Origin of the sequence: Candidatus Pristimantibacillus lignocellulolyticus (assembly GCA_023639215.1) — a bacterium.
Lineage (GTDB): Bacteria > Bacillota > Bacilli > Paenibacillales > Paenibacillaceae > Pristimantibacillus > Pristimantibacillus lignocellulolyticus.
Genome location: CP097899.1, coordinates 1,122,501 through 1,147,364, shown reverse-complemented (window position 1 = coordinate 1,147,364; position 24,864 = coordinate 1,122,501). Strand labels below are relative to the sequence as shown.

General features: G+C 38.8%; 21 protein-coding genes and 1 other RNA gene. 15 read left to right on the top strand and 7 right to left on the bottom strand.

Going from position 1 to position 24,864, the window contains the following annotated elements:
• Positions 1–13 precede the first annotated feature (13 nt).
• Positions 14–1,288 (top strand): TraB/GumN family protein, encoded by a 1,275-nt coding sequence (locus NAG76_04695; GenBank protein ID URN95546.1) that lies wholly within the window; start codon positions 14–16, stop codon positions 1,286–1,288.
• A gap of 99 nt (positions 1,289–1,387) precedes the next feature.
• A complete protein-coding gene (locus tag NAG76_04690) occupies positions 1,388–2,014 on the top strand; it encodes a hypothetical protein (GenBank protein URN95545.1) in 627 nt (208 codons plus the stop codon).
• Between the two features lie 165 nt (positions 2,015–2,179).
• On the opposite strand, the gene cyoD is transcribed toward NAG76_04690, so the two are convergent.
• From cyoD to NAG76_04660, 6 genes are all read right to left on the bottom strand, one after another.
• The gene (cyoD, locus tag NAG76_04685) at positions 2,180–2,506 is read right to left on the bottom strand and encodes a cytochrome o ubiquinol oxidase subunit IV (protein ID URN95544.1); all 327 of its coding nucleotides are present in this window, start codon (positions 2,504–2,506) and stop codon (positions 2,180–2,182) included.
• A gap of 1 nt (position 2,507) precedes the next feature.
• A complete protein-coding gene (cyoC, locus tag NAG76_04680; GenBank protein ID URN95543.1) occupies positions 2,508–3,113 on the bottom strand; it encodes a cytochrome o ubiquinol oxidase subunit III in 606 nt (201 codons plus the stop codon).
• The gene (locus tag NAG76_04675; GenBank protein URN95542.1) at positions 3,113–5,107 is read right to left on the bottom strand and encodes a cbb3-type cytochrome c oxidase subunit I; all 1,995 of its coding nucleotides are present in this window, start codon (positions 5,105–5,107) and stop codon (positions 3,113–3,115) included. The genes cyoC and NAG76_04675 overlap by 1 nt, the downstream gene beginning before the upstream one ends.
• 33 nt (positions 5,108–5,140) lie before the next feature.
• The gene (gene cyoA, locus NAG76_04670) at positions 5,141–6,085 is read right to left on the bottom strand and encodes a ubiquinol oxidase subunit II (protein ID URN95541.1); all 945 of its coding nucleotides are present in this window, start codon (positions 6,083–6,085) and stop codon (positions 5,141–5,143) included.
• A 238-nt stretch (positions 6,086–6,323) separates the two neighbouring features.
• The gene (locus NAG76_04665) at positions 6,324–6,602 is read right to left on the bottom strand and encodes a hypothetical protein (GenBank protein ID URN95540.1); all 279 of its coding nucleotides are present in this window, start codon (positions 6,600–6,602) and stop codon (positions 6,324–6,326) included.
• Positions 6,603–6,774: 172 nt separating this feature from the next.
• A complete protein-coding gene (locus tag NAG76_04660) occupies positions 6,775–8,895 on the bottom strand; it encodes a PBP1A family penicillin-binding protein (GenBank protein ID URN95539.1) in 2,121 nt (706 codons plus the stop codon).
• Positions 8,896–9,083: 188 nt separating this feature from the next.
• Here NAG76_04660 and speE point away from each other — a divergent pair, with 188 nt between their 5' ends.
• The 3 genes from speE to argS all read left to right on the top strand — a co-directional run bounded on the left by speE (position 9,084) and on the right by argS (position 12,187).
• Positions 9,084–9,911, top strand: coding sequence for a polyamine aminopropyltransferase (gene speE / locus NAG76_04655; GenBank protein URN95538.1), 828 nt, complete (start codon positions 9,084–9,086; stop codon positions 9,909–9,911).
• A gap of 154 nt (positions 9,912–10,065) precedes the next feature.
• On the top strand, positions 10,066–10,503 hold the full coding sequence (locus NAG76_04650; protein URN95537.1) for a DUF1934 domain-containing protein: 438 nt from the start codon (positions 10,066–10,068) through the stop codon (positions 10,501–10,503).
• Between the two features lie 4 nt (positions 10,504–10,507).
• A complete protein-coding gene (gene argS / locus NAG76_04645; protein URN95536.1) occupies positions 10,508–12,187 on the top strand; it encodes an arginine--tRNA ligase in 1,680 nt (559 codons plus the stop codon).
• 254 nt (positions 12,188–12,441) lie between these two features.
• On the opposite strand, the gene NAG76_04640 is transcribed toward argS, so the two are convergent.
• Positions 12,442–13,344, bottom strand: coding sequence for a S8 family peptidase (locus NAG76_04640; protein ID URN95535.1), 903 nt, complete (start codon positions 13,342–13,344; stop codon positions 12,442–12,444).
• A gap of 361 nt (positions 13,345–13,705) precedes the next feature.
• Between NAG76_04640 and rpoE the strand changes: the two genes are divergently transcribed.
• The 10 genes from rpoE to NAG76_04590 all read left to right on the top strand — a co-directional run bounded on the left by rpoE (position 13,706) and on the right by NAG76_04590 (position 24,845).
• Positions 13,706–14,251 carry a DNA-directed RNA polymerase subunit delta gene (rpoE, locus tag NAG76_04635; protein URN95534.1) on the top strand — a complete coding sequence of 182 codons (546 nt, stop codon included), beginning with the start codon at positions 13,706–13,708 and terminating at the stop codon, positions 14,249–14,251.
• A 304-nt stretch (positions 14,252–14,555) separates the two neighbouring features.
• Positions 14,556–16,151 (top strand): CTP synthase, encoded by a 1,596-nt coding sequence (locus NAG76_04630; GenBank protein ID URN95533.1) that lies wholly within the window; start codon positions 14,556–14,558, stop codon positions 16,149–16,151.
• 106 nt (positions 16,152–16,257) lie between these two features.
• Positions 16,258–16,686: a response regulator gene (locus NAG76_04625; GenBank protein ID URN95532.1), complete on the top strand. Its 429-nt coding sequence runs from the start codon at positions 16,258–16,260 to the stop codon at positions 16,684–16,686.
• A 374-nt stretch (positions 16,687–17,060) separates the two neighbouring features.
• On the top strand, positions 17,061–18,314 hold the full coding sequence (locus NAG76_04620; GenBank protein ID URN95531.1) for a UDP-N-acetylglucosamine 1-carboxyvinyltransferase: 1,254 nt from the start codon (positions 17,061–17,063) through the stop codon (positions 18,312–18,314).
• 109 nt (positions 18,315–18,423) lie between these two features.
• Positions 18,424–19,791 carry a transcription termination factor Rho gene (rho, locus tag NAG76_04615; GenBank protein URN95530.1) on the top strand — a complete coding sequence of 456 codons (1,368 nt, stop codon included), beginning with the start codon at positions 18,424–18,426 and terminating at the stop codon, positions 19,789–19,791.
• A 413-nt stretch (positions 19,792–20,204) separates the two neighbouring features.
• Complete coding sequence (locus NAG76_04610) at positions 20,205–21,461, top strand: radical SAM protein (GenBank protein URN95529.1); 1,257 nt, start codon at positions 20,205–20,207, stop codon at positions 21,459–21,461.
• A 106-nt stretch (positions 21,462–21,567) separates the two neighbouring features.
• Positions 21,568–21,765 (top strand): 50S ribosomal protein L31, encoded by a 198-nt coding sequence (gene rpmE, locus NAG76_04605; protein URN96766.1) that lies wholly within the window; start codon positions 21,568–21,570, stop codon positions 21,763–21,765.
• 559 nt (positions 21,766–22,324) lie between these two features.
• An RNA gene (gene ffs, locus NAG76_04600) (signal recognition particle sRNA large type) lies at positions 22,325–22,592 on the top strand.
• A 189-nt stretch (positions 22,593–22,781) separates the two neighbouring features.
• Positions 22,782–24,515, top strand: coding sequence for a DNA polymerase III subunit gamma/tau (gene dnaX / locus NAG76_04595; protein ID URN95528.1), 1,734 nt, complete (start codon positions 22,782–22,784; stop codon positions 24,513–24,515).
• 18 nt (positions 24,516–24,533) lie between these two features.
• Complete coding sequence (locus tag NAG76_04590; GenBank protein URN95527.1) at positions 24,534–24,845, top strand: YbaB/EbfC family nucleoid-associated protein; 312 nt, start codon at positions 24,534–24,536, stop codon at positions 24,843–24,845.
• Positions 24,846–24,864: the final 19 nt, after the last annotated feature.

Below are 24,864 nucleotides of genomic sequence, written 5' to 3'. Positions count from 1 at the left end.
AAGGAGAAGTTAAATGAAGAAAATTATCTCACTATTCGTTGCATTAGTTATGGTATTTGTACTGACAACAGGCACTCAGGCACAGGCAGCTGGCACTGCTAACGATAAGGCAATCTCAGTTTCGCTCAATGGAGAAAAGGTTCAATTCGGTGAAAATGGGCCGATTATTGAGAAGGGCACGACGCTTGTACCAGCACGCAAGATTTTTGAAACTCTCGGTTATGATGTATCTTGGGATAAGGAAAATGAAGTTGTATTAGCAGAAAAGTATGGATTGTCTGTTGCGTTACAAATCGGAAATCTTACAGCTTATATTAACGGGATTGAAGTAGAACTAGCAGCAGCTCCTAAAGTATATAACAACACTACCTATGTACCGCTAAGATTTATTAGTGAAACTATTGGTTTTAATGTTGAGTGGCAGGGTGCTACTGGTTCCATACTATTAACAAAAGAATATAGCAAGGGCTACATTTGGAAAGTAGAAAAAGACGGTGTGGAAGTACACCTTCTAGGCTCGATCCATATGGGAGACGAGAAGATGTATCCACTTCGTGATGAAATTGAACAAGCCTTTGATAACTCTGACCACCTAGTCGTTGAGGTGAATATTGCGGAAGGACCTGATGAGAAAACCGCTGCAGAAATTCAAGCTATGCAAGTATACTCCGACGGAACAACGCTAAAGGATCATGTATCAGCAGAAACATATGCACGACTGCAATCGTTCCTTGTAGAATTAGATCTGCCTACTAACTCATATGATACATTTAAGCCGTGGGCAATATATTTGGATATGGCTAACTATGTATCACTATCCTCTGGTTATCAAGGAGGGCTGGGCATTGATATGTACTATTTAAGTAGGGCACAATTGGCAAATAAGCCTATTTTGGAACTAGAATCATATAAGTCTCAGTTGAACATTTTTGATAGTTATTCGAAGGAACTTCAGGAACAGCAAGTAAATGAAGTGCTAGATGGAATCTTTGGTATAACTGAAACAACTGCTGAGACAGATACATCATTGGATGCTTTGGCTAATTTATGGATTCAAGGAGATGACGCTGGACTGGAAGAGCTTGTTGCTAGTGTGGAAGAAAGTCCAGAATTGTATGAAAAGCTACTTACAAACCGCCATACGGGTATGTTGGAGAAAATTGAAGGCTACTTGGGTAACGAGAAGAAAGAATCATATTTCGTCGTAGTTGGATATCTTCATATGCTGGGCAAGGATGGTTTGATCACTCAGCTTAAGGAAAAAGGCTATACGGTCACTAGAATTTAATAGAGTTGAGAACTAATGTTTAGAAGGAAGAACAGCGTAAAGAACAAGCCCAGGCGAATTAGTCTGGGCTTGCTTATAGTGCACCCTAAGGAGGATAATATGCCAGTATTGTTACGAATTTCGCTAATAGTGGTAATTATTTTTGGTGTTTCATCATTTGCTTGGTTTCTTTTAGGTGCAACGGCATATTTCCAACGTGGAATGGATATAATAGGAACGGTTTACTTGGTTGGTCCAGGTATTCTAGTTTTATTGTTAGTTATTTTATTTTCTATACTACTGATTAAAGGCTGGACACCAACAAGTAAAGAAGATTATGCTGGGCTTAGTATAGGTCTTATATTTTCAGTACTAGTCTCGGCCACCCTGATTCAAAGTGTTATTACCAACGGTTGGGCAAACGAAAAGATAGAAAGTGACACATTAAAGGTGACAGCAGACCAGAAGTATGAATATCGAGTAGATTTAATTAACTTATTTCAAAGAAATAGTAATGCTCGACTTTATCTTAAGGATGTTGGCTCGCAAGAGGAAATGTATATCGCGACGGAGATTCAATCTCGCAAAATTGTTGGACTAAGTGTTAGTAAGATTAATCATTGGGTGAAGCTTGAACCAACGGATAATTCATCACTTTATATTCTACATACGACAGCAGCTCTTGGAATTCCACTAGAAAAATACGAGATTAATATTGAAACAAGAACTTCTATAAAACTGGAGTAAAGTAGATAGTATAACCATTAAAGCCACATGTGAGTAAACTCCATGTGGATTCTTTTTGTTATTACATCAATGATATAAGATAGTATACTGAATACAGCATAAACAACAAACGCCCCTCTCTTCCACTAAAGTGGTTGAGAGGGGCGTTTGTTATAAAACTATAACTTATACCGCTACTGCATTGTAAGTCATAATCCAGATAGATCCTATAACGATCGTAAGTAGAATTACAACAGCAAAGACAAGTGAGATAAGGTTGTATCTTGGTCCATCTTCATCACGAATATGCATGAAGAATAGTAATTGAACTAGTAATTGTAGTACAGCTGTAACAAGTACGATAACGATTGTTGTCGTCTTATTAAACATATCATTCAATACAGCAACCAAAGGAATAATGGTTAACACAATGGATAGTATGAAACCAAGAACATAAGATTTCATTGAACCATGTGAATGAGCTTGGTGCTCATTTTGTTGATGAGATGCCATGCTACATCACCTCCATAAGGTAGACGATTGAGAATACGAAGATCCAAATAACGTCCAAGAAATGCCAGTACAAGCTAATGATATTAACACGTCGCTTAGTAGCAGGAGTAATACCACGTCTAGCAATTTGAATAATGACTGAAGTGATCCAGACAATACCGAGTGAAACGTGAAGTCCGTGAGTACCAACTAAAGTAAAGAAGGCAGACCAATATGCACTTGTTCCGATATTAGCACCTTCATGCACTAGGTGAACGAACTCTGAAACTTCAAGATAGATAAAGGATAATCCAAGTAAAGCTGAAACAGCTAACCAAAGAATAAGTCCTTGCTTATTCCCTCTATTCATAGCAAGTAGTGCTAGACCACTTGTAAAGCTACTTGTTAACAAAATAAATGTGGAAACGATAATCCCATTAATTTCGATAAGATCTGCTCCCGAAGGACCGCCAGCAATGTTGCCACGAAGGACAACGAAGGTTGCGAATAGTGTAGAGAACAGAATAACATCGGTAACCATGAACAACCAGAAACCAAATTGCTTCAATTGTTCAGGATCTTGATGGCCATGGGCATGATCGTGGTCATGCGAATGTGCTTGTGCCATTATTTAGCCCCCTTTAATGCAGCGGCTTCGATACGTTCAATTTCTTCAACAGAAACGTAGTAATCATCGTCATAGTTGAATGAACGAGCTAACATCGTAACAACAACGCCGACTAAGCCTAGAATAATCATCCACTTCCAATCCCATACAAAACCGAACCCAGCAACGAACCAGAAACCAGACATAATGATTGGAATACCAGAGTTTTTAGGCATATGAATTGGTTCAAGAGGTGCTGTATCCGCAGCGATTACTTCAGCAGGATCTGCTTCGCCTCTAGCATGACGTTCTTTCTTTTCCCACCAGTCATCTTGATCAACAACATGTGGAATACGTGCAAAGTTATAAAACGGCGCAGGAGATGGAATAGACCATTCAAGCGTACGGCCTTGACCCCAGTTGTCGCCACTTGTATCTTTTTTCAAGAATCTAATACTATGAGCAATTTGCCATACTTGGAATAGGAACGCTAGACCCATGATAAAACCACCAACTGTGGAGACAACGTTAAGCGGCTGCCAACCCATGTCGAAGTTATACTCGTTAAAGCGACGAGTCATACCCATTAAACCAAGTGCGTATTGCGGCATGAAACATACGTAGAAACCGATATTCCATAACCAGAATGCCCATTTACCAAGACCTTCATGCAATTTGAAACCGAACATTTTTGGCCACCAGTAATACAGACCTGCAAAGTATCCGAATACTACACCACCAATTAATACTTGGTGGAAATGGGCTATTAAGAAGTAACTATTATGGAACTGGAAGTCAGCTGGTGCAACAGATAGAAGCACCCCTGTCATACCACCAATTACGAAACATGGTATAAACGCTACCGTCCACATCATTGGAGTAGGGAATGACAACTTGCCTCGATACATCGTGAAGAGCCAGTTGAACACTTTAACTCCGGTTGGTATAGCTATAATCATCGTAGTGACTGCGAAGAATGCATTAACATTCGCTCCAGAACCCATTGTAAAGAAGTGATGGGCCCATGTGAAGAAGGAGAAGAAGCTAATAGACATTAGAGCAAACACCATGGATTTGTAACCGAAAATTCTCTTTTTGGAGAAAGCAGCAACAACCTCTGAGAAAATACCGAATGCTGGTAATACAACGATATATACTTCAGGGTGACCCCACATCCAAATCAAGTTAAGATACATCATCGGATTACCGCCGCCATCAACAGTGAAGAAATGCGCACCTAGATAACGATCGAGGAACAATAGGAATAATGTAACTGTTAAGATAGGGAATGCGAACATAATAGTTATAGAAGATGCCAGAGTAGACCAAGAGAACATTGGCATTTTCATTAACTTCATACCAGGAGCACGCATTTTCAGAATGGTTACAACGAAGTTAATACCTGTTGCTAATGAACCCATACCTGAAATTTGAATACCCCATATATAGAAGTCTTGACCTACACCCGGACTACCACTTATTTCAGACAGTGGTGGATATGATAACCAACCAGCGTCTGGTGAACCACCGATAACGAATGAAACGTTGAACAACATTGCACCTGCAAAGAACATCCAGAAGCTGAATGAGTTCAAGAAAGGGAAGGCGACATCTCGTGCTCCCAATTGTAATGGAACGATAATATTGAATAAACCGAACATTAATGGCATCGCCATAAATAGAATCATAATAACACCATGTGTTGTAAATATGGCATTATAGTGTTCCGCATTTAAAAATTCTAATTCTGGTGCAGCTAGTTGAACACGCATTAATAACGCATCAACACCACCACGGAATAGCATTAAAATAGCACAGATGATATACATAATCCCGATTTTTTTGTGATCGACAGTAGTTAACCATTCTGTCCAGAGCCAGCGCCATTTTTTGAAGAATGTTAGGATAAATACAATGGCAACCATTGCTAGACCGATTGATACTTGTGCACCCAAAATCAGTGGGTCACCAGTAACGAAAAACTCGGAAGCAAACTCTTTAATTGTTTCTAACATGGAGAGTAAACTCCTTTCGTATGATGAAATTTGTTAGTGATTATGATGTTCAGAACTATCTTCATCGACAGCTTGATCATCTGGTTTACTTGCTTCAGAAGTCATATGATGTGCGTGTGCACCCGTTTCGCCTTCTTCTACGTATTGAGTCATAATATTGTAGAATAGATTCTCAGGGAAGCTAGAGAATTGTGCAACCTCTGCAGTACCTGGTTCTTTTAACTCATCTACTCCTGCATCAGTTAAAGCAACTTCCGTTGTTTTAACTTCTTGAACCCAACGGTCATACTCTTCTTTAGTAGTAACATCCGCATTAAATGTCATTTGTGCGAAGTCTTTACCAGTAAAATTGGCTCCTGAACCGTAATAAACACCTTCTTCATCAGCAAGTAAGTTTAAGGTCATAGCCATACCGCTCATGGCATAAAGTTGACCCCCTAGACTAGGAATCCAGAAGGAATTCATCGCCATATCAGAAGTAAGTTTGAAGACTACAGGAGTATCAACCGGGAATTTAACATAGTTGATAGTTGCAATCTCTTCATCAGGGTATGTGAATAACCATTTCCAATCAAGTGAAGTAACTTGAATTTCAATTGGCTTCTGCTCTGATTCAATAGCGACAGATGGTTCTAGTTTGTGAGTGTAGTCAACTGTAATTACCGCAAGAATTGCGATGGCAACAATCGGAATACCCCACCAAATAGCCTCTAACTTAGTGCTGTGTTCCCAATAAGGTTTGTATTTTGCTTTGCTGTTAGGACGTTCTCTGTATCGCCACACAATAACAGCTGTCATTGCGATTACAGGTACAGCAATAATCAGACAGATTAATGAGGAAATAAGTATCAAATCTTTTTGAGCTGATGCAATAGGTCCCTTTGGATCGAGAACAAGATATTGATCACTACAGCCAGATAAGACAAGTATCATCGCAACAATAAGCAGTACTGATAGCTTTCGAAAAACAGGTCTCATGACGTTTCCACTCCTTGAGTTATTGAACTTAAGTCTAAGATAACAAATTATCACACATAAAAATGCAGGGTTAACTAATCCGTAAATAAATCGTCTTATATCCGACATATCTCGTTCACTTCTTAGACATAACCTTTCCTGTTTTATCACTTTTTATAACGATTCACAAAAAAGGAAGCATACACATCTCCTCATGGAGATGTGTATGCTTCCAATAATAAAGGTTATGAGGAGACGATTAGGATTCTTCAATATCTGCCATAGCTTGATTCATGGCACGGGAGTGTACTAAGCCGATGGCTGTTCCAATAACATAAATGTGAACACTACCAATCAAAAATCCGATACCGATCATTAACCCAAAGTTACGATCGTTAAATTGTGTAATGTTGGTAAGACATAAAATCACACCGACTGATAATATGACCCACGCAATAAAGGTCATAATCTTCACAAGTTTTTTGGAATCAGGTTGAGCAGGAGATAAACCTTGTATATTAACAGTTTTTGAAGTCATCATATTCACTCCTTAAATTTTCATTGTTATCTTGATCGTAATTTCATAATGAAAATACATCGAAAGAAAACACTTGAATGATGTAAGGGTTTTCTTATCTTTAATATAACACAAATTTGTCACTTTGTTCAAACTTTTTTCACTTTTTAATCAAACTTTGGACACAAGTTAATTAATCATCCCACCATTTCTTCAGTTGATTCCACCATGTGCGATAACTTGGGTGTTCATCGATATCCACTTTAGGCGGTTCTTTTGGTTGTATTTCGTTATCGGTTACATCTAACTCAGCTTGGCAATAGGTTTGTGGTTCAGTTCCGGCAAGGAAATATTCAATCTGATCAGATGGACATGCTTCGGATGCTAATAATCCCGTATCTTCATCTATATATACCGTTACAATGTCCTCTGGAATCGGAAACATTTTAGGTGGTATGCCTTGCAATGCCTCTTCCATGAAGTGAGCAAAAATAGGAGCTGCTCGATATGCTTCGGCAACGGTTAAGTAGCGATCCTTATCATAGCCTACCCAAACAGCAGTACTTAATTCCGGTGTATAACCAACCATCCAGGCATCAACAGCTGTAGTTCCGCTTTTACCGGCAATTGGACGGTGAATATAGTTTTGTACACGGTGAGCTGTTCCGCCAGTTTGAAAAACACCTTCTAATAATGAAGTGACAAGAAAAGCCTCAGGAGGTGTAATGACTGATGTTGGTGTATAGTCAGCTTCATAGATTGTCTTACCTTGCTTATTAACTATTTTCAATATAGCTATTGGTTTGTTGTAAATTCCTTGATTAGCGAACACACCATAGGATGCTGCCATTTCTAATGGACTAACCGGCGATGTCCCCAAAGCAAGTGATGGAACAGCCGTTAAATCCGAATGAATACCAAGGTTTTGTGCAGTTTCTGCGACTGCATCTGCTCCAACTGTCATTAATGTATTGACAGCGTAAATATTATCGGAGCTAGCGATAGCACGACGCATTGCAATGAAATCATTCACATATTTATCTGCATAGTTTTGTGGTTCATAAGTTTTTCTTCCTTCATCGTATGTGAATACGGTTGGTTCGCTCTTGAAAGTCGACATAACCGTTAAAGTCTGTTGTTGTAGTGCAGTCAGAAATACAAAAGGTTTGAAAGTGGATCCAGGTTGTCTAGTGGTCGCTGTGGTGCGGTTAAACTGATTGTCGCTATAATTTTTGCCGCCGACCATCGCTTTAATATGTCCATTACGTGGGTCAATAGCGATGAGTGCAGCTTGTTGCTCACTATCTTTCAGTAATCCTTCTTGCACTTTTTGCTCCGCAATTTCCTGCATATTCATATCAAGCGTCGTATAGATCGTAACGCCGCCTTCATATAGTAACTGTTCATCTATACCAAGATTATGTACCGCTGATTGGATGACATAATCTTTGAAGTAAGAAGCTTCATTATTACTACTGCTATTTTCTTGAGTGCCAAAAGTGAGCATTTCCTCATAGGCTTCCAGTTTTTCATCTTCATTGATATAGTCATTATCGACCATCGCTTGTAAAATAAGGTTTTGGCGATTTTTTGCTTTTAACATATTATTGTAGGGAGAATAGTAAGTTGGCCCTTTTGGTATTCCTGCTAGTAATGAACTTTCAGCAAGGTCAAGATCTTTTGCAGACTTGTTGAAATAATACTGTGCGGCAGCTTCGATGCCATAAGCTCCATGACCATAGTAAATTTGATTCAAGTACATTTCTAATATTTCATCTTTTGAAAATTTCATTTCTAGTTGTGTCGTGTAAAGAGCTTCTTTAATTTTGCGTTCAAAAGTTTTCTCATGTGTGAGATATAAATTTCGAGCAAGCTGTTGGGTTAATGTACTTGCACCTTGCTTGGCAGATAATGTTTGTACATTGACGATAACGGCACGAGCAAGACCTTTTATATCAAATCCAAAGTGGGAGTAAAAACGCTTATCTTCTATTGAAAGAGTTGCGTCAATAACATAAGGAGAAATCTCATCTAGTGAAACGGCGCGACGATTGACACCTGTATGAAAATAATCTATTAAAACACCATTACGATCAACGAGTTGAGAGGATTGACTAATATTAGATACGGGTAAGTCTTGTTGTTTCATATAAAATAAGCTACCTAATATAAGTATCATCATCACCATTAAGACGATAATCGTACGACGTAACCATTTGTTAAGTTTTAGCATGAACGATAAATATCGTTCTGAGATAGCTGGGAATGATGTTCTACGCAATCTATGACGCAGCCAATTTTTATTTTTCCGCAAAACGATTCACCTCAAATTATGACAATAATTAGTTATATTTGTAGTATGGAAGAATACATTGGCGGATATTCACAAGTTATGACATGTATGAAAATATTTATTTCTGAAGATATTGGAAACAGTGTTGATTTTTCGTAGCGTTACACTATAATTACTTTTTGACCACTGATAGAAAGAAGGTATTCGACATGGAATTATGGTATACAGAGAAACAGACAGAGAACTTTGGGATTACTGCTAAAATCACAAAAACTTATGTTGATGAACAAACTGAATTTCAAGCGCTTGATATGATCGAGACTGAAGAGTTTGGGACGATGCTTGTACTTGATGGTATGGTTATGACTACAGTTAAGGACGAGTTTGTATATCATGAAATGGTCGCGCATCCTATTCTGTTCACTCACCCAAACCCTGAGCATGTACTTGTTGTTGGTGGCGGTGACGGTGGTGTTATTCGTGAAATTATGAAACATCCAAAAGTTAAAAAGGCAGTGCTAGTTGATATTGATGGAAAAGTAATTGAGTACTCTAAAAAGTACTTGCCAACAATTGCATGTGAGCTGGAAAATCCTCGTGTTGAAGTGCAAGTTAACGATGGATTTATGCATATTCATGACCATAAAAATACGTATGATGTTATTATGGTTGACTCTACTGAGCCTGTAGGCCCAGCAGCAAATCTATTCACTCGTGGTTTCTATCAAGGGATTTATGATGCATTAAAAGAAGATGGTATTTTCGTTGCGCAAACGGATAACCCTTGGTTCAAAGCAGAACTTATTCAAATGGTTAACCGTGATGTGAAGGAAGTATTCCCAATTGTACGTGTATACGCAGCTAACATTCCTACTTACCCAAGTGGTCTTTGGACGTTTACGATGGGAAGTAAAAAATATGATCCACTAGAAGTGGACGAGACAAAAATCCCTGAATTGGATACTAAATATTACACATCTCGTCTACACAAAGCAGCATTTGTTCTTCCGAAATTTGTTGAAGATCTTGTCAAATAATTCGAAATTATGAGAAAGACGTATTCTGACTCCATATTGGGGAAGGATGCGTCTTTTTGTTGTCGTCGTTATGAAAGTACGGTTTTCACGTTGAATTTCAACCTCATACTGTATATAGTAGTAAGATATAATGTGTTGGTATAGGAGTTAAAATATGAATCACAAACAAGGTGTTACGATTACACTAGAGAGTAAACAAGACGGAGAAAGTATAGCTCTAACTTATTCTGGTGAATGGTTTATTAAGGAGAACTCCTTCTACATTCGTTATGCAGAGCAGACCGAACTTGGTGAAGTTCGGAATTTGTTGCGCTACGAGCATCAGATGCTTTCTCATTCGCGCAAAGGTGCAGTTAACTCTGAGCAGATCTATGCGCTAGGGATTAGGCGAAGTGGTTATTATGATAACAAAGTAGTCAAGTTTGAACTTGATGCTCATACAAGTGAATTACTTCTGCTTCATAATGATGAAGTGATGATGGATGAATTACCAACCAAGTTACCATTCACACTTGAATGGACGTATGACTTATTTGTTGGTGAACAATTAACAGGACAATTTTCAAACCGTTTGATCATTCAGGAGGGTTAAGTTAATGAAAAATTATGTATTAGAAACAATGTATGAAACATTGAGAGAAGCAATTGCTAATGCAGTTATTGCTGCAGGATTAGTCGAGCGTGAACAATTGCCGATTTTCGTGTTAGAAGTACCGAAAGATAAGACGCATGGCGATCTTGCAACAAATGCAGCGATGCAACTAACAAAAATTGCAAAGAAAAATCCAAGAGCGATTGCTGAAGCAATTATTGAACATTTAGATATGAAATCAGCATCTATTGAATCTGCTGAAATCGCAGGGCCTGGTTTTATTAACTTCCGCATGGACAATCGTTATTTATACGAAGTAGTTACTCAAGTGCTTGAAGGTCAAGAAAACTATGGTCGAGTAGAAATTGGTAAAGGTCAGTCTATTGAAGTTGAATTTGTAAGTGCAAACCCAACAGGTAATTTGCATCTAGGTCATGCTAGAGGTGCAGCAGTTGGTGATGCGTTATGTAACATACTTGACTTTGCAGGTTATGATGTAACCCGTGAATATTATATCAATGATGCAGGTAAACAAATTGAGAACCTTGCTTTATCTATTGAAGCTCGCTATTTACAACAGCTAGGACAAGAAATTGCGATGCCGGACGATGGATATCATGGTGAAGATATTGTAGGCTTTGCCAAACAACTCGTAGCAGATAAAGGTGATTCTTTACTGCAATTAGAAGGTAAAGAAAAATATGATTTCTATCGTAGTTATGGTTTAGAACGAGAATTAGCTAAAATAAAACGTGATCTTGAACGTTTCCGTGTTAACTTCGATATTTGGTATAGTGAAACTTCACTCTATGAAGAAGGAAAAGTTATTGCAGCACTTGATAAGTTGAAAGCATCAGGACATGTATATGAAGAAGATGGAGCTACGTGGTTAGCAACAATGCCACTTGGTGATGATAAAAACCGTGTACTTATAAAAAATGATGGTTCATACACTTATCTGACACCAGATATCGCATATCATCTGGATAAATACGGACGTGGATACGATCGTATGATTAATATTTGGGGAGCAGATCATCATGGTTATATTCCTCGTATGAAAGCTGCGATGGATGCACTTGGCCATGATTCTAAGAAATTAACAGTTCTAATCGCACAAATGGTTAGTCTATTCCAAAATGGCGAAAAAGTAAAAATGTCTAAACGTACAGGTAAAGCGGTAACGATGCAGGATCTTATGGAAGAAGTAGGCGTAGATGCTATCCGTTATAACTTTACAATGCGTAGCATGGATTCACATCTTGATTTTGATATGGACTTAGCGGTTTCAACGTCCAATGAAAATCCGGTGTTCTATGTTCAATATGCACATGCTCGTATTTGTAGTGTATTCCGTCAAGCGATTGAACAAGGGATCGAGGTTCCAGCACTATCTGAATTGCAATTCGATACATTGACGTCTGAGCATGAATTTGACTTGCTTCGTAAATTAGGTGAATTGCCGCAAGAAATAAGCGAGGCTGCAACACAACATGCACCTCATCGTCTTATTCGTTATGTCTACGAGTTAGCAGCTCAATTCCATAGCTACTACCGTGCTGAAAAAGTAATTACCGAGAACCGTGAGTTGACACTAGCACGTCTTGCATTAGTGAAATCAGTGAAGATTGCATTAGTTAACGTATTAACATTAGTAGGAGTTTCAGCTCCTGAACGTATGTAATCGAGGTAGAACCAAACATTCACTAGTGATCACGATGATTGACTCTGTAGTAAAATCAGCTGCGAAGCTGCCATTCATCGTTCGCTTTCTCACGTACCAATAACGTACGTTGCGATACTCACTTCACTAGCTTCATGGTATCTTCATGGTGCTAACGAGCAAATGTTTTAAACCTATATTGGAAATTGAATGACCGCGAAGAGGCAGTAGATTAATCTATTGCCTCTTTTTGTTTGGGACTTAACGGTTTTGAACTACCCCTCCTTGGCAACTTGTAACATCTTCACGATATCAAGCTCTCCTGCTTTCCGAGCTTTAGCATACTTCAAAGGCTGCATCGATTTTTTCAGTATGGCTTTGATCTCGATAGGTTTTAAGTTAGGGGAACGTTCTAACAAAAGTGCAATAGCGCCACTAACATGTGATGTGGCCATGCTCGTTCCGCTCATCTCATGATAATCTCCGTTAAGCCAAGCTGACACAATGCGATCACCTGGAGCATAGATATCAATATAAGATCCTTGATTGCTGAAGGGGGCTATTTTTCGGGTGGAGTTAGTCGCTCCAACTGCAATGGTTTGAGGGTAGCGAGCGGGATAATCAATAGACTTTTTCTTGCTCTCATTGCCTGATGATGCAACAATAATAACTCCCTTGTTATAAGCGCGAATGACGGCGTTTAGCATAGCTTTACTTCTAGTTCTCATCCCAAAGCTCATATTAATAACGTCAACGCCATTACGTACGCACCAGTCAATCGCTTGGATAATATCGGAGACATATGCACTGCCATTGTTATCGAAAGCTTTTACAGGAGCTATGAGTGCGTGAGGGGCTATGCCAATCATGCCGTTTACAGGATTGGAAGCTGCTATAGTACCGGCGATATGTGTACCATGACCATTATCGTCAATAGGAGGCATTCCACGGTTAATTAGATTAACACCCGGAAGAATTGAACCTTTCAGAGCGGGGTGATGAAAATCAATACCTGTATCTATGACGCCAATTACGATTTGACGTCCAGTTGTATATTGCCAAACTTGAGGAGCTCTCACTTTATCGATCCCCCAAGGTATCCCATTATGAATGAGTTTCTTGCTTGCTGTGGAGGACTGTAGTTGAATAGTGCTGTCGTCTAGTTGCTTTGATTTCATTAATTTCTATTCCCTCCCGAATACAGTGTTCGATATTGTATGTGCGGAAGAGGTGATGTGTATATGCAAACGCCTTTTTTAATAATAATGGGCTTATATCCGTGTCAAAATGGATATTGTTACATAAAATGAAAGATGAGTTCAAAGCTCATTTATGCCTAAAGGTGACTACCATCATTAGGAAGGATACAGTCACGGCGAAGGGTGCCCCCCTTCGCTTTTTGTTTTTTATTCAATTTGTTAAGTCTTCGAATAGGAACAACTTGCTTTTTTATATGAAATAAGGTTTACTATACTGTGACTATTGTTATTAAGATGCTTACAACTTACTTATTTAGATAGCAAGAGAGGATGTGTCGTTATGAGCGGTTACACATTAAAATTGGATCCTGAACGTATTCGCGAAATGCCAATGGTTGATTTGGCATTTGAGGTGCTAAAAGCAGCTAACACGCCGTACTTTTACCGTGATCTAATGATGGAAATTGCAAAAATTCGTGGTCTTAGTGAGGATGGAATCAACAGATTCATTGCTCAAGTGTATACTGAAATCAATATTGATGGACGTTTTGCTTGTGTAGGGAATAATGTTTGGGGCCTGAAACGCTGGTACCCAGTGGAACGTGCAGAAGATCCAGTTGGAAATACCAAACGTACTCGTATTATTAATGACGAAGACGATATGGATGAAGATGAAGATCTTTATGCAGAAGAGGAAGAAAATTACACAGCTGAAGATGATGAGTTTGGTGCTTATCGTGAAGAAGAGACTTTTAGTGAATCTGATGAAGAAGACGCTACAGAAGAAGATGTAGAGTTGGATGAAGAAGACATTGAAGATGAAGAGATCTCTCTTGAAGAAGCTGCAGAAGAAGAATACGAAGATTTTGAAGAAGAAGACAAATAATTGGTTCATCAATTTAGATCAATAATAGAGGAATAAAATGTTACTCTATTAGTTCTTCAGTTATGCTTGACATGAGCAATAGGGGAGAGTAAACTAACCTATGGGCTATAGAAACAGCTGAACATATTGATGTATCATTATATACCTTGTGAGAAAAGTGCCCCCGTGCTACGGGTGTCACTTTTTTTGTTTGTACAGGTCATAGATAAGCTAAAAACCTTTGGGAAAATGAAGGGATCAGGCTTGAATTATTAACATTTGGGAATAGCTAAAACATAACTAAAGCATGGAGGGTATTATCACAGTGACCAAATATATTTTTGTAACGGGCGGCGTTGTATCGTCATTAGGTAAAGGGATTACTGCAGCATCTTTGGGAAGACTGCTTAAAAACAGAGGACTAAAAGTTACGATTCAGAAATTTGATCCATATATTAACGTGGACCCAGGAACAATGAGTCCTTATCAACATGGTGAGGTTTTTGTGACTGATGATGGAGCAGAGACAGACCTTGACTTAGGTCACTATGAGCGCTTTATTGATATTAACCTTTCAAAAAACAGCAATGTTACAACAGGTAAAATTTATTCCAATGTTATTACAAAAGAACGTCGTGGTGACTATCTAGGTGGAACGGTTCAAGTTATTCCTCATATTACTAATGAGATTAAAGAACGTGTATTCCGCGCTGGAAAAGAAACGGGTGCTGATGTTGTAATTACTGAAATTGGTGGTACTGTCGGTGATATTGAAAGTCTTCCATTCTTAGAAGCGATTCGTCAAATTAAGAGTGATATTGGCCGTGATAACGTGATGTACGTTCACGTTACGTTAATTCCATATATTAAAGCTGCCGGTGAAGTGAAAACAAAACCGACACAACATAGTGTTAAAGAACTTCGTTCTATTGGTATTCAACCGAATATTATCGTATGCCGTACGGAGTATCCATTAGCAGATGATTTGAAACGTAAAATTGGTCTATTCTGCGATTTAGATACGAATGCAGTGATTGAATGTCGTGATGCTTCTACTTTGTATGAAGTACCATTACAACTTCAAGCTGAAGGTTTCGATGAAATTGTTCTAAATCACTTGAAATTAGATGCTCCTCCAGCAAACATGGTGGAATGGACAGCACTAGTTGATCGTGTGAAATCATTGAAAAAGAATGTTGAAATTGCGATTGTTGGTAAATACGTTGCACTACATGATGCTTATTTGAGTATTGTAGAAGCGTTGAACCATGCAGGTATTGCTCTTGATTCTTCTATCTCACTACGTTGGGTTGACGCAGAAGAACTTACAGATGCTAATGTTGTGGACAAGCTACAAGGTGTGCAAGGTATTCTTGTTCCTGGTGGTTTTGGTGATCGTGGTATTGAAGGTAAAATTTCAGCAATTCGTTATGCACGTGAGCAAAAAGTTCCGTTCTTCGGAATTTGTCTTGGTATGCAAGTAGCAGTTATTGAGTACGCTAGACATGTTCTAGGTCTTGAAAATGCGAACAGTTCTGAGATTAACGCTTCAACTCCATATCCAGTTATTGATCTATTACCAGATCAAAAAGATATCGAAGATATGGGTGGAACAATGCGTCTTGGTTTATATCCTTGTAAAGTTGTTGAAGGAACTAATGCTTATAAAGCATACAATGACGAGCTTGTATATGAACGTCATCGTCATCGTTATGAGTTTAACAATGAGTATCGTGAAGCATTGGAAACAGCTGGGCTTGTTATTTCTGGTACATCTCCAGATGGAAGATTAGTTGAAATGGTAGAAGTTAAGGATCATCCGTGGTTCCTAGCAGTTCAATTCCATCCAGAATTTACATCAAGACCTAATCGTCCTCAACAATTATTCCAAAACTTTGTAGAAGCAGCTCTTCAACAATAAAATATTATTAAAATTTGGAATTACTGTTGAATTATTTGCAAATTAGCAGGAAAAGTTAAAAGTTACATCGAATACTCTTTTATAGTAACATTCCCGTCACATTATTATGGTGAAGGCTATAGGGGGTAGAAATAGCTTGGAAAAGCAACGAGTACTCATAGTAGATGATCAGAATGGAATTAGACTTCTGTTGCATGAGGTGTTTAGTTCTGAAGGTTATAACACATTTCAAGCGTCTAACGGCAAAATTGCCCTAGACATTGTACGTAATAATCGCCCTGATCTTGTGCTTCTTGATATGAAGATTCCAGGTATGGATGGTCTTGAAATCTTGAAGCATATTAAGTCAATTGATTCTACAATTAAAGTCATCATGATGACAGCCTACGGTGAACTAGATATGATTAAGAAAGCGACTGATCTGGGTGCAGTGAAGCACTTCACAAAGCCGTTTGATATTGATGAACTTCGAGTTGAAGTTAATTTTCAATTGAACTATAACAGTACTTACAACTCACAACTAGCTGAAGGTTAATGAATGGAAGCGTCGTTACGTTATCGTGGCGATGCTTCTATTATTTTGTAGTTTTAATATGCGGTATGAAATCAGAGTACACTATGCTATAATATCGTTGAATTAGTTTGCTTAGTAGTGAGTGTGAACTTGTTCGAAAGAATGTATGTTCTTCGCTGACTTAGCATAATATAGATATAATTTAAATGGATAGGGATTAGAAAATTTGATCCTATATATAATGTTATCTATTAAACACTACGGAATATTAGAAACATGGGACAAGGGACACATGTAAACCGCCTGTTGTCAGTGCGCTTTCTCATTTTTTGAGGGCACGCATGCGGCGGTTTTTACTATGTAGACTTCCAAGCAACGGGAGGACCAATAGATTAATGGAGAAATTAATGATACGCGGAGGTAATCCACTTAACGGAACGGTAACAATTAGTGGAGCCAAAAATAGTGCGATTGCTTTATTACCAGCAGCAGTTTTAGCTGAATCTGAAGTGATTTTAGATAATTTACCTAACATTAGCGATGTAGCTATTTATGCAGAAATACTCGAGGAATTGGGCGCAGTTGTGTCTCGAAAAGACGATGAAATTCGTATAAATCCTACACATTTAATATCTAAACCAATGCCTAACGGTAATGTCAAAAAGCTTCGTGCATCTTATTATTTGATGGGAGCACTGCTTGGTCGTTTCGGAGAAGCGACTATTGGAATGCCTGGAGGCTGTAACTTTGAACCTCGCCCTATCGATCAACATATTAAAGGTTTTGAAGCGTTAGGTGCGGTAGTGACGAATGAACAAGGCGCTTTGCATATAAAAGCTGAGCAATTACGCGGAGCGAAAATATATCTTGATGTAGCTAGTGTTGGTGCAACGATCAATATTATGCTTGCTGCATCACGTGCAATTGGTGTTACTATTATTGAAAATGCTGCAAAAGAGCCGGAAATCGTTGATGTAGCGACATTATTGACTGCTATGGGTGCAAAGATTAAAGGTGCGGGTACTGAAACTATTCGTATTGAAGGCGTGAGTGAGATGAAAGGTTGCCGTCACTCTGTTATTTCTGATCGTATTCAAGCGGGAACGTATATGATCGCAGCAGCAGCTACTAGAGGAAATGTGTTAATCGATAACGTTATTCCTAAACATCTTGAGGCACTTACTGCCAAATTGCAAGAAATGGGTGTTGAGGTTATCGAATATGATGAATCCATCCGTATTATTGGTAAACAAGAGTATAACGCTATTGATGTGAAAGCACTTGTGTATCCTGGTTTTCCAACTGATATGCAATCTCCAATGACTTCTTTGCTTACTTGTGCAGTGGGTACGAGTTTACTTTCTGATTATGTTTATGGAACTAGGTTTAAACATGTTCCAGAATTAGCGTTAATGGGAGCTAATATTCGTGTTGAAGGTAGAACAGCTGTAATTGAAGGTGGTCCTTTAAGAGCTGCTAAAGTAAAAGCGGCAGATCTTCGTGCTGGTGCGGCACTTGTTGTGGCTGCCCTTACTGTAAAAGACGAAGTCACGGAAATTACTAACGTAGAATATATCGATCGCGGTTATGATCGACTAGTTGAGAATTTGAGTATACTAGGTGCTGAAGTGTGGAGAGAAGATAGCTAGACTTCGGGAGAGTAAACAGTTAGCACTGTCATAGAATAGATTCATGATGATCAGGCAATGCTGATTAATCAATAGCTGATTCTATATTTTATAATAAAGTGGTGAGATCATGTCAGATCTTCAAATTGCTGATTTGGAGAATATGAAGTTGACTGAGCTATATAAGCTCGCAAAACAATATCAAATTCCGTATTATGGTCAATTGAAAAAGAAAGAACTAATTTTTGCTATACTACGTGCTCAAGCAGAGAAAAGTGGATTTTTATTTATGGAAGGCGTATTGGAAGTGTTGCCGGATGGTTTCGGCTTCCTACGTCCGATCAACTATTTACCTAGTAAAGAGGATATCTATATCTCAGCCTCTCAAATTCGTAAATTTGATCTGAGAAACGGAGATTTAGTATCGGGTAAATGTAGACTACCTAAAGATAGTGAACGTTATTATGGTCTACTTCAAGTAAATGCAGTTAATGGAGAAAGTCCTGAAACGGCACAAGAACGTTTACACTTCCCTGCACTTACTGCACTTTATCCCGACAAGAAATTAACGCTAGAAACACAGCAAAATAAAATCTCCACTCGTATTATGGATTTATTAGCACCAGTAGGTCTAGGACAACGTGGACTTATTGTCGCTCCTCCAAAAGCAGGTAAGACTCTACTCTTGAAAGAAATTGCCAACAGTATTTCAACGAATAACCCTGATATTGAGTTGTTTATTCTTCTTATTGATGAGCGTCCAGAAGAAGTTACCGATATGCAACGTTCTGTGAAAGGTGAAGTTGTTGCTTCTACCTTTGATGAACTTCCAGAAAATCATATTAAAGTAGCTGAACTTGTACTTGAGCGTGCTTTGCGTCTTGTAGAGCATAAAAAAGATGTTGTCATTCTATTAGATAGTATTACCAGACTTGCTAGAGCTTTCAATCTTCACGTTCCGCCATCTGGTAGAACATTAAGTGGTGGTATTGACCCAGCGGCATTCCATCGTCCTAAACGCTTTTTCGGTTCGGCTCGTAATGTTGAAGAAGGTGGTAGCTTAACTATTTTAGCTACCGCATTAATAGAGACGGGTTCTCGTATGGATGATATTATTTATGAAGAATTTAAGGGTACGGGTAATATGGAGCTTCATCTCGATCGTAAGCTTGCTGAGCGTAGATTATTCCCTGCTATAGATATTCGTCGTTCGGGAACTCGTAGAGAAGAACTGTTACTTTCTAAGGATGAGCTTGAGAAAATATGGGCAATCCGTAAAAACATGAATGATTCCTTCGAATTTGTTGATCAATTCCTGAAGAAAATTAAAGATGCGGAGAATAATGAGCAGTTCTTAATGTCATTGGATACTGCCACCGATACTCCAAAACTAGATAAGCCTAAGCAAGAGTTGTCTGGTGCCAAAAGACCTGCATCATCATCTACTACTCGCAAACCGCCTACTAGAACAACGCAATCCTCTCAAATTGTAAAATAATGAACTTCATTAATTAAGTGAAATACTGATGTGCTTATTAAATTCGAGAAGTATATCTTATAGTACATCGAGAGAATGGGATTTTACTTTCGATGTACTTTTCATTTCGATGTACTTTTCATTTACAAAACATGGTTTGGATAAAATATTAGATTAAGCTTTCGATGTACTTTTCAATTACGTTGAAGTCAATTTGGAAGCTTTGAAAAGTTTGAGTATGCTTTCGATGTACTTTATATATTCAAGAAGTATTTCGATGAAGTCACAAAAAGATAGATTCTTGCTTCCGATGTACTTTTCAATTACGTTGAAGTCTATTTGGAAGCTTTGAGAAGTTTTGAGTATGCTTTCGATGTACTTTTTGTATTCAAGAAGTATTTCGATGAAGTCACAAAAAGTTTTAGGAGGGCAACATGAATCTCGTATATGCAGATGAACAAGGAAATGTATATGATCATCCAGATTATATTGCGTTAGCTAGAAGTGGCGATATGATTGTGGAGATTATGGAGGATGAATTAATCCCCTTACCTGATGGAGCGACACTTGTTAGTCTGCCATTCAGTAAGCCTATTGCACTTGATCCAGATACAGGTGAAATGCAAGTTATAGGTGATGGAGCACAGGCGGTAGGAGCATTGCTTCCGCAAGGATATACTCGTCTGAATATTCCTGGATATGTGAAATCAGATCCGAATGAGAAATTCCCACTCTTCGGTTATACAGCGGTTGTCTGGAAAGATGGGGAGTTCTATGTTACCGCTGAACAATGCGATGAGCCTGAACGTTGGGATCCGGAAAATTGCGATCGTGATGAACTGAAGATCGAAGTAGATCGACTTCTAACGACATATCCGGAAAATCGTCTGTATAAGCACCTTTCTAATTGTGCACTTGAATATGAATGTCTTACGGCTTCTAACACGTTCTTGAATCGTTGGGAGGGCGGGGTGCCTGTATCATTCTCATGTAATGCTGGCTGTTTCGGATGTATTTCTGAACAACCTGATGATAGCGGATTTGTTGCGCCTCAGACTCGAATGAATTTCAAGCCTCAAGTTGATGAAGTAGCACAGGTTATGCTTGAACATTTGAAACACCCTGATTCTATTATTAGTTTTGGACAAGGTTGTGAAGGTGAACCTTCGACTCAAGTTAAAATAATTGTTGAAGCTATGAAGCAAGTTCGTAGTCAGACTAATCAAGGCTACATTAACATTAACACGAATGCCGGAATTACTGATTTTATCCGTGCTATTGTCGATGAGGGACTTGATCTTATGCGTGTTAGTACGATTAGTGCTGTAGAGGAACATTACAATGCATACTATCGTCCTAGAGGGTACACACTACAAAATGTTGAGAAATCTTTGATCTATGCTGCTGAGCAAGGTGTATATACATCTATTAACTATTTGATCTTCCCAGGAGTTACAGATCGTGAAGAAGAAATAGAAGCAATGATTGATTTCTGTAAACGTACAAAACTTAAAATGATTCAAATGAGGAATCTTAATATCGATCCTGAAAGTTATTTGAATCTTATTCCTAAAGCTAAAGGTGAAATTTACGGTATGAAGCAGATGCTTCAAATATTCCGTGAAGAGTTACCAGACGTAGTTATTGGTTCCTATACTCATGTACCACCAGAGGGATTTAGACGCAAGTAGGTTACGCATCTTTTCCATTGCAATTGAACCTTTAGTCTGTTAAACTCATTTTATGTGCATAAAACTCTGGTCCGTATGAGATCCAGGGCAGAAAGAGGTGAACGAGATGAAACAAGGTATTCATCCGACATACCACGCCGTTACAGCAACTTGCTCTTGTGGCAACACTTTCGAAACAGGTTCGATTAAATCGACTCTTAAAGTAGAAGTTTGTTCCGCATGCCACCCATTCTTCACGGGTAAGCAAAAGTTCCTGGATGCAGGCGGTCGTGTAGATCGTTTCAAAAAGAAATACGGTATCTAATCCATATCGTATATGTGCCTATTATAGGGAACATAGGAAAGTCTTCGGTGGCTTGTACAAGCCATCGGAGGCTTTTTTTTATTATATCAATCTTGGTGCTAGTGGTCACAATGATTGGGGCTGTAGCATAGTCGACGGAGACTGTGCTACAGCCCCAATTATCGTGCGTTACAGTGTTCATGTACTGTTTAGGATATAAGTATGCGAAAACGTCATAATGTAACGCAAAACTAGTGTCTACGGAGCATAAATACGCGAAAACTTCGCAATAGACTGTGAAATTAGTGTCTATGTAGCAAAAATTCGTGAAAACGTCGCAATAGACCGTAAAACTAATGTCTATGCAGTAGAAACACTCGAAAACGTCGCAATAGACCGTAAAACTAGTGTCTATGCAGTATAGATACGAGAAAACGTCGCAATAGACCGCAAAACCAGTGTCCATACAACATAAACATGCGAAAACATCAAAGTATGTGGCCAATAAATATAACATACTTTTGTGAACAGATTGTGAGATGGTTGCACTTTTGCTCATATTGTAATATACTGATTCTTGCCGTGCTAGATGGGGAGGTAGCGGTGCCCTGTAACTCGCAATCCGCTATAGCGAGGTTGAATTCCTATTCTAGGTGTTGTCGATGTGAGGTCTGACGCTTGCAAGTAGTGTTGACAGTGGGGTCCTTCGCAATGGACGCTTATGAACCTGGTCAGGTCCGGAAGGAAGCAGCCATAAGTAAGTTAGTTCATGTGCCGAGGGAGTGCCTTGCTCGAGCTATGTAGTAAGAAAGTCGCTTGGATCGCTTCTATCGAAGATAGGTGCACGGTACTAAATGAATGAACAAAAGGCGTAGCCTACAAATAACCTGCCAATGGTAAGAGTGTACTCTTAATGATTGGCAGGTATTTTTGTGTGTAATTGTGTGAAAATATGTTGTTAAGACAATACATGTAGTATAATGAGATGACGAAATAACTATATGATTTACTATATAGAAATTAGAGGAGAACGTAACGTGTCACATATAGCTCTATATCGTTCTTGGCGTCCGCAGATGTTCAAGGATATGGTCGGACAACAGCATATTATACAGACGCTACAAAATGCGATACGTGAACAACGTGTTTCACATGCATATTTGTTCAACGGCCCTCGTGGTACTGGTAAGACAACAACTGCTAAAGTATTGGCGAAGGCTGTCAATTGTGAACATGGTCCATCTATCGAACCTTGTAATCAATGTGATAATTGTATTGGAATAACAGAAGGACATATTATGGATGTTGTTGAAATCGATGCGGCATCAAATCGTGGTATTGATGAAATTCGTGATATACGCGATAAAGTAAGATATGCTCCTACGGAAGTTCGATTTAAGGTTTATATTATCGATGAGGTTCATATGTTAACTGCAGAAGCATTCAATGCACTTCTGAAGACATTGGAAGAACCGCCTCCACATGTTATATTCATATTAGCAACAACGGAACCACATAAGTTGCCTGCTACAATTATTTCACGTTGTCAGCGCTTTGATTTTAGGCAGGTTTCTACTTCAGAGCAGGTTGAGCGACTTCAAGAGATTTGTGAAGAAGAAGGTATTGAAGCGACTAATGAAGCACTCGCTTATATTGCACGATTATCAGAAGGTGGCATGCGTGACGCTATCAGCTTATTAGAGCAGACGGCTGCCTTTGCTGATCGCAATATTACATTAGAAGCTGCAGTAGATGTCACAGGCGGTATTGCTGCTGAACAATTTTATCAATTAGCAGAAGCGATCAAGGAGCGGGATGTATCGAAAATGCTGCCACTTGTTGAGGGGCTTATGCAAGGTGGTAAAAGTCCAGATAAGTGCATGGAGAATCTTATTTATTACTTCCGTGACTTGTTAGTGTTAAAACTTGCCCCGCAAGGTAATGCAGCTACTGAAAGAATCGTAGATCATGAAAGATTTATACAGATGGCAGAGTCGTATAGCCCAGAATCATTGTTTAGTATGATTGAAACATTGAATCATTATCAACAAGAGTTACGCCATGCTGCTCAGCCGCAAACACTTTTGGAAGTTGCACTCTTAAAACTTTGTTCAACTTCGCAATCTAGTAGTGGTGTTCAAGGTGGTGCTTCAGCTGCAAGTAGCCACGAGATTGTAGAACTACGACAACATGTGCAAAAGTTAGAGGGTAAATTAGCCCAGCTAATGAAGCAAGGAATACAAGCTACGCCAGCTGCATCGAATGCAACCGATCGAACAGTCACACGTAAATCATTTACGAGTACGGGCGTCAATCGTCCGAAAATTAAATTAGACCAATATGTTGTTGCAGCTAGTTCACAAGAGACTAATCAAGCTCGAATGAACTGGAGCGATGTGTTAATGCGAGTGAAAGATCGTAAAGTGACTGTGCATGCTTGGTTGAGAGATAGTGAACTAGTATCTGCAGTTGATCAACAATTGTTATTAACGTTCAAAAATGAAATCCATCGCGAAACAACGGAAAAACCAACTCATCGAGAATTAATTGAACAAGTATCCCAAGAAGTACTGGGTAAGCCTTACCAATTGGTTACCGTCATGCTCAAGGACTGGCAAAATGCTATGGAAGGGACATCACAATCTCCGACAGAAGCATTAGAGCTAGAGCCTGAGGATATTTCTATAAATGAAACTAAGCAACAACCGATCTGGATCGAAGAAGCTGTAAAGTTATTTGGTGAAGATCTAGTTGTGGTAACAGACAAATAATCTAATGAGGTGAATGTAATGAATAATATGAACCAAATGATGAAACAAGTTAAAAAAATGCAAGCACAAATGCTTAAAGCACAAGAGGAACTTGAAACAAAAACAGTTGAAGGAAGTGCTGGTGGTGGTGTTGTAACGGTTACAATTAGCGGTCACAAAAAACTGCTTAATATTGCAATTAGTCCAGAAGCTGTTGATCCAGAAGATATTGAAATGTTACAAGATCTTGTTGTAACAGCTGTTAACGATGCTCTTACAAAAGCAGAAGAACTAGCTAACCAGGATATGGGTAAGTACACTGGCGGAATGAAGATTCCAGGTCTATTCTAAGAGTGGTAAATTCAAAAAA

Coding starts and splice junctions, on each gene's coding strand:
- rpoE (URN95534.1), top strand. CDS start 13,706: ATGAGCGGTTACACATTAAAATTGGATCCTGAACGTATTCGCGAAATG.
- NAG76_04590 (URN95527.1), top strand. CDS start 24,534: ATGAATAATATGAACCAAATGATGAAACAAGTTAAAAAAATGCAAGCA.
- NAG76_04695 (URN95546.1), top strand. CDS start 14: ATGAAGAAAATTATCTCACTATTCGTTGCATTAGTTATGGTATTTGTA.
- NAG76_04610 (URN95529.1), top strand. CDS start 20,205: ATGAATCTCGTATATGCAGATGAACAAGGAAATGTATATGATCATCCA.
- speE (URN95538.1), top strand. CDS start 9,084: ATGGAATTATGGTATACAGAGAAACAGACAGAGAACTTTGGGATTACT.
- NAG76_04640 (URN95535.1), bottom strand. CDS start 13,344: ATGAAATCAAAGCAACTAGACGACAGCACTATTCAACTACAGTCCTCC.
- argS (URN95536.1), top strand. CDS start 10,508: ATGAAAAATTATGTATTAGAAACAATGTATGAAACATTGAGAGAAGCA.
- rpmE (URN96766.1), top strand. CDS start 21,568: ATGAAACAAGGTATTCATCCGACATACCACGCCGTTACAGCAACTTGC.
- NAG76_04675 (URN95542.1), bottom strand. CDS start 5,107: ATGTTAGAAACAATTAAAGAGTTTGCTTCCGAGTTTTTCGTTACTGGT.
- rho (URN95530.1), top strand. CDS start 18,424: ATGTCAGATCTTCAAATTGCTGATTTGGAGAATATGAAGTTGACTGAG.
- cyoC (URN95543.1), bottom strand. CDS start 3,113: ATGGCACAAGCACATTCGCATGACCACGATCATGCCCATGGCCATCAA.
- NAG76_04650 (URN95537.1), top strand. CDS start 10,066: ATGAATCACAAACAAGGTGTTACGATTACACTAGAGAGTAAACAAGAC.
- NAG76_04690 (URN95545.1), top strand. CDS start 1,388: ATGCCAGTATTGTTACGAATTTCGCTAATAGTGGTAATTATTTTTGGT.
- cyoD (URN95544.1), bottom strand. CDS start 2,506: ATGGCATCTCATCAACAAAATGAGCACCAAGCTCATTCACATGGTTCA.
- NAG76_04625 (URN95532.1), top strand. CDS start 16,258: ATGGTGAAGGCTATAGGGGGTAGAAATAGCTTGGAAAAGCAACGAGTA.
- cyoA (URN95541.1), bottom strand. CDS start 6,085: ATGAGACCTGTTTTTCGAAAGCTATCAGTACTGCTTATTGTTGCGATG.
- NAG76_04665 (URN95540.1), bottom strand. CDS start 6,602: ATGACTTCAAAAACTGTTAATATACAAGGTTTATCTCCTGCTCAACCT.
- NAG76_04620 (URN95531.1), top strand. CDS start 17,061: ATGGAGAAATTAATGATACGCGGAGGTAATCCACTTAACGGAACGGTA.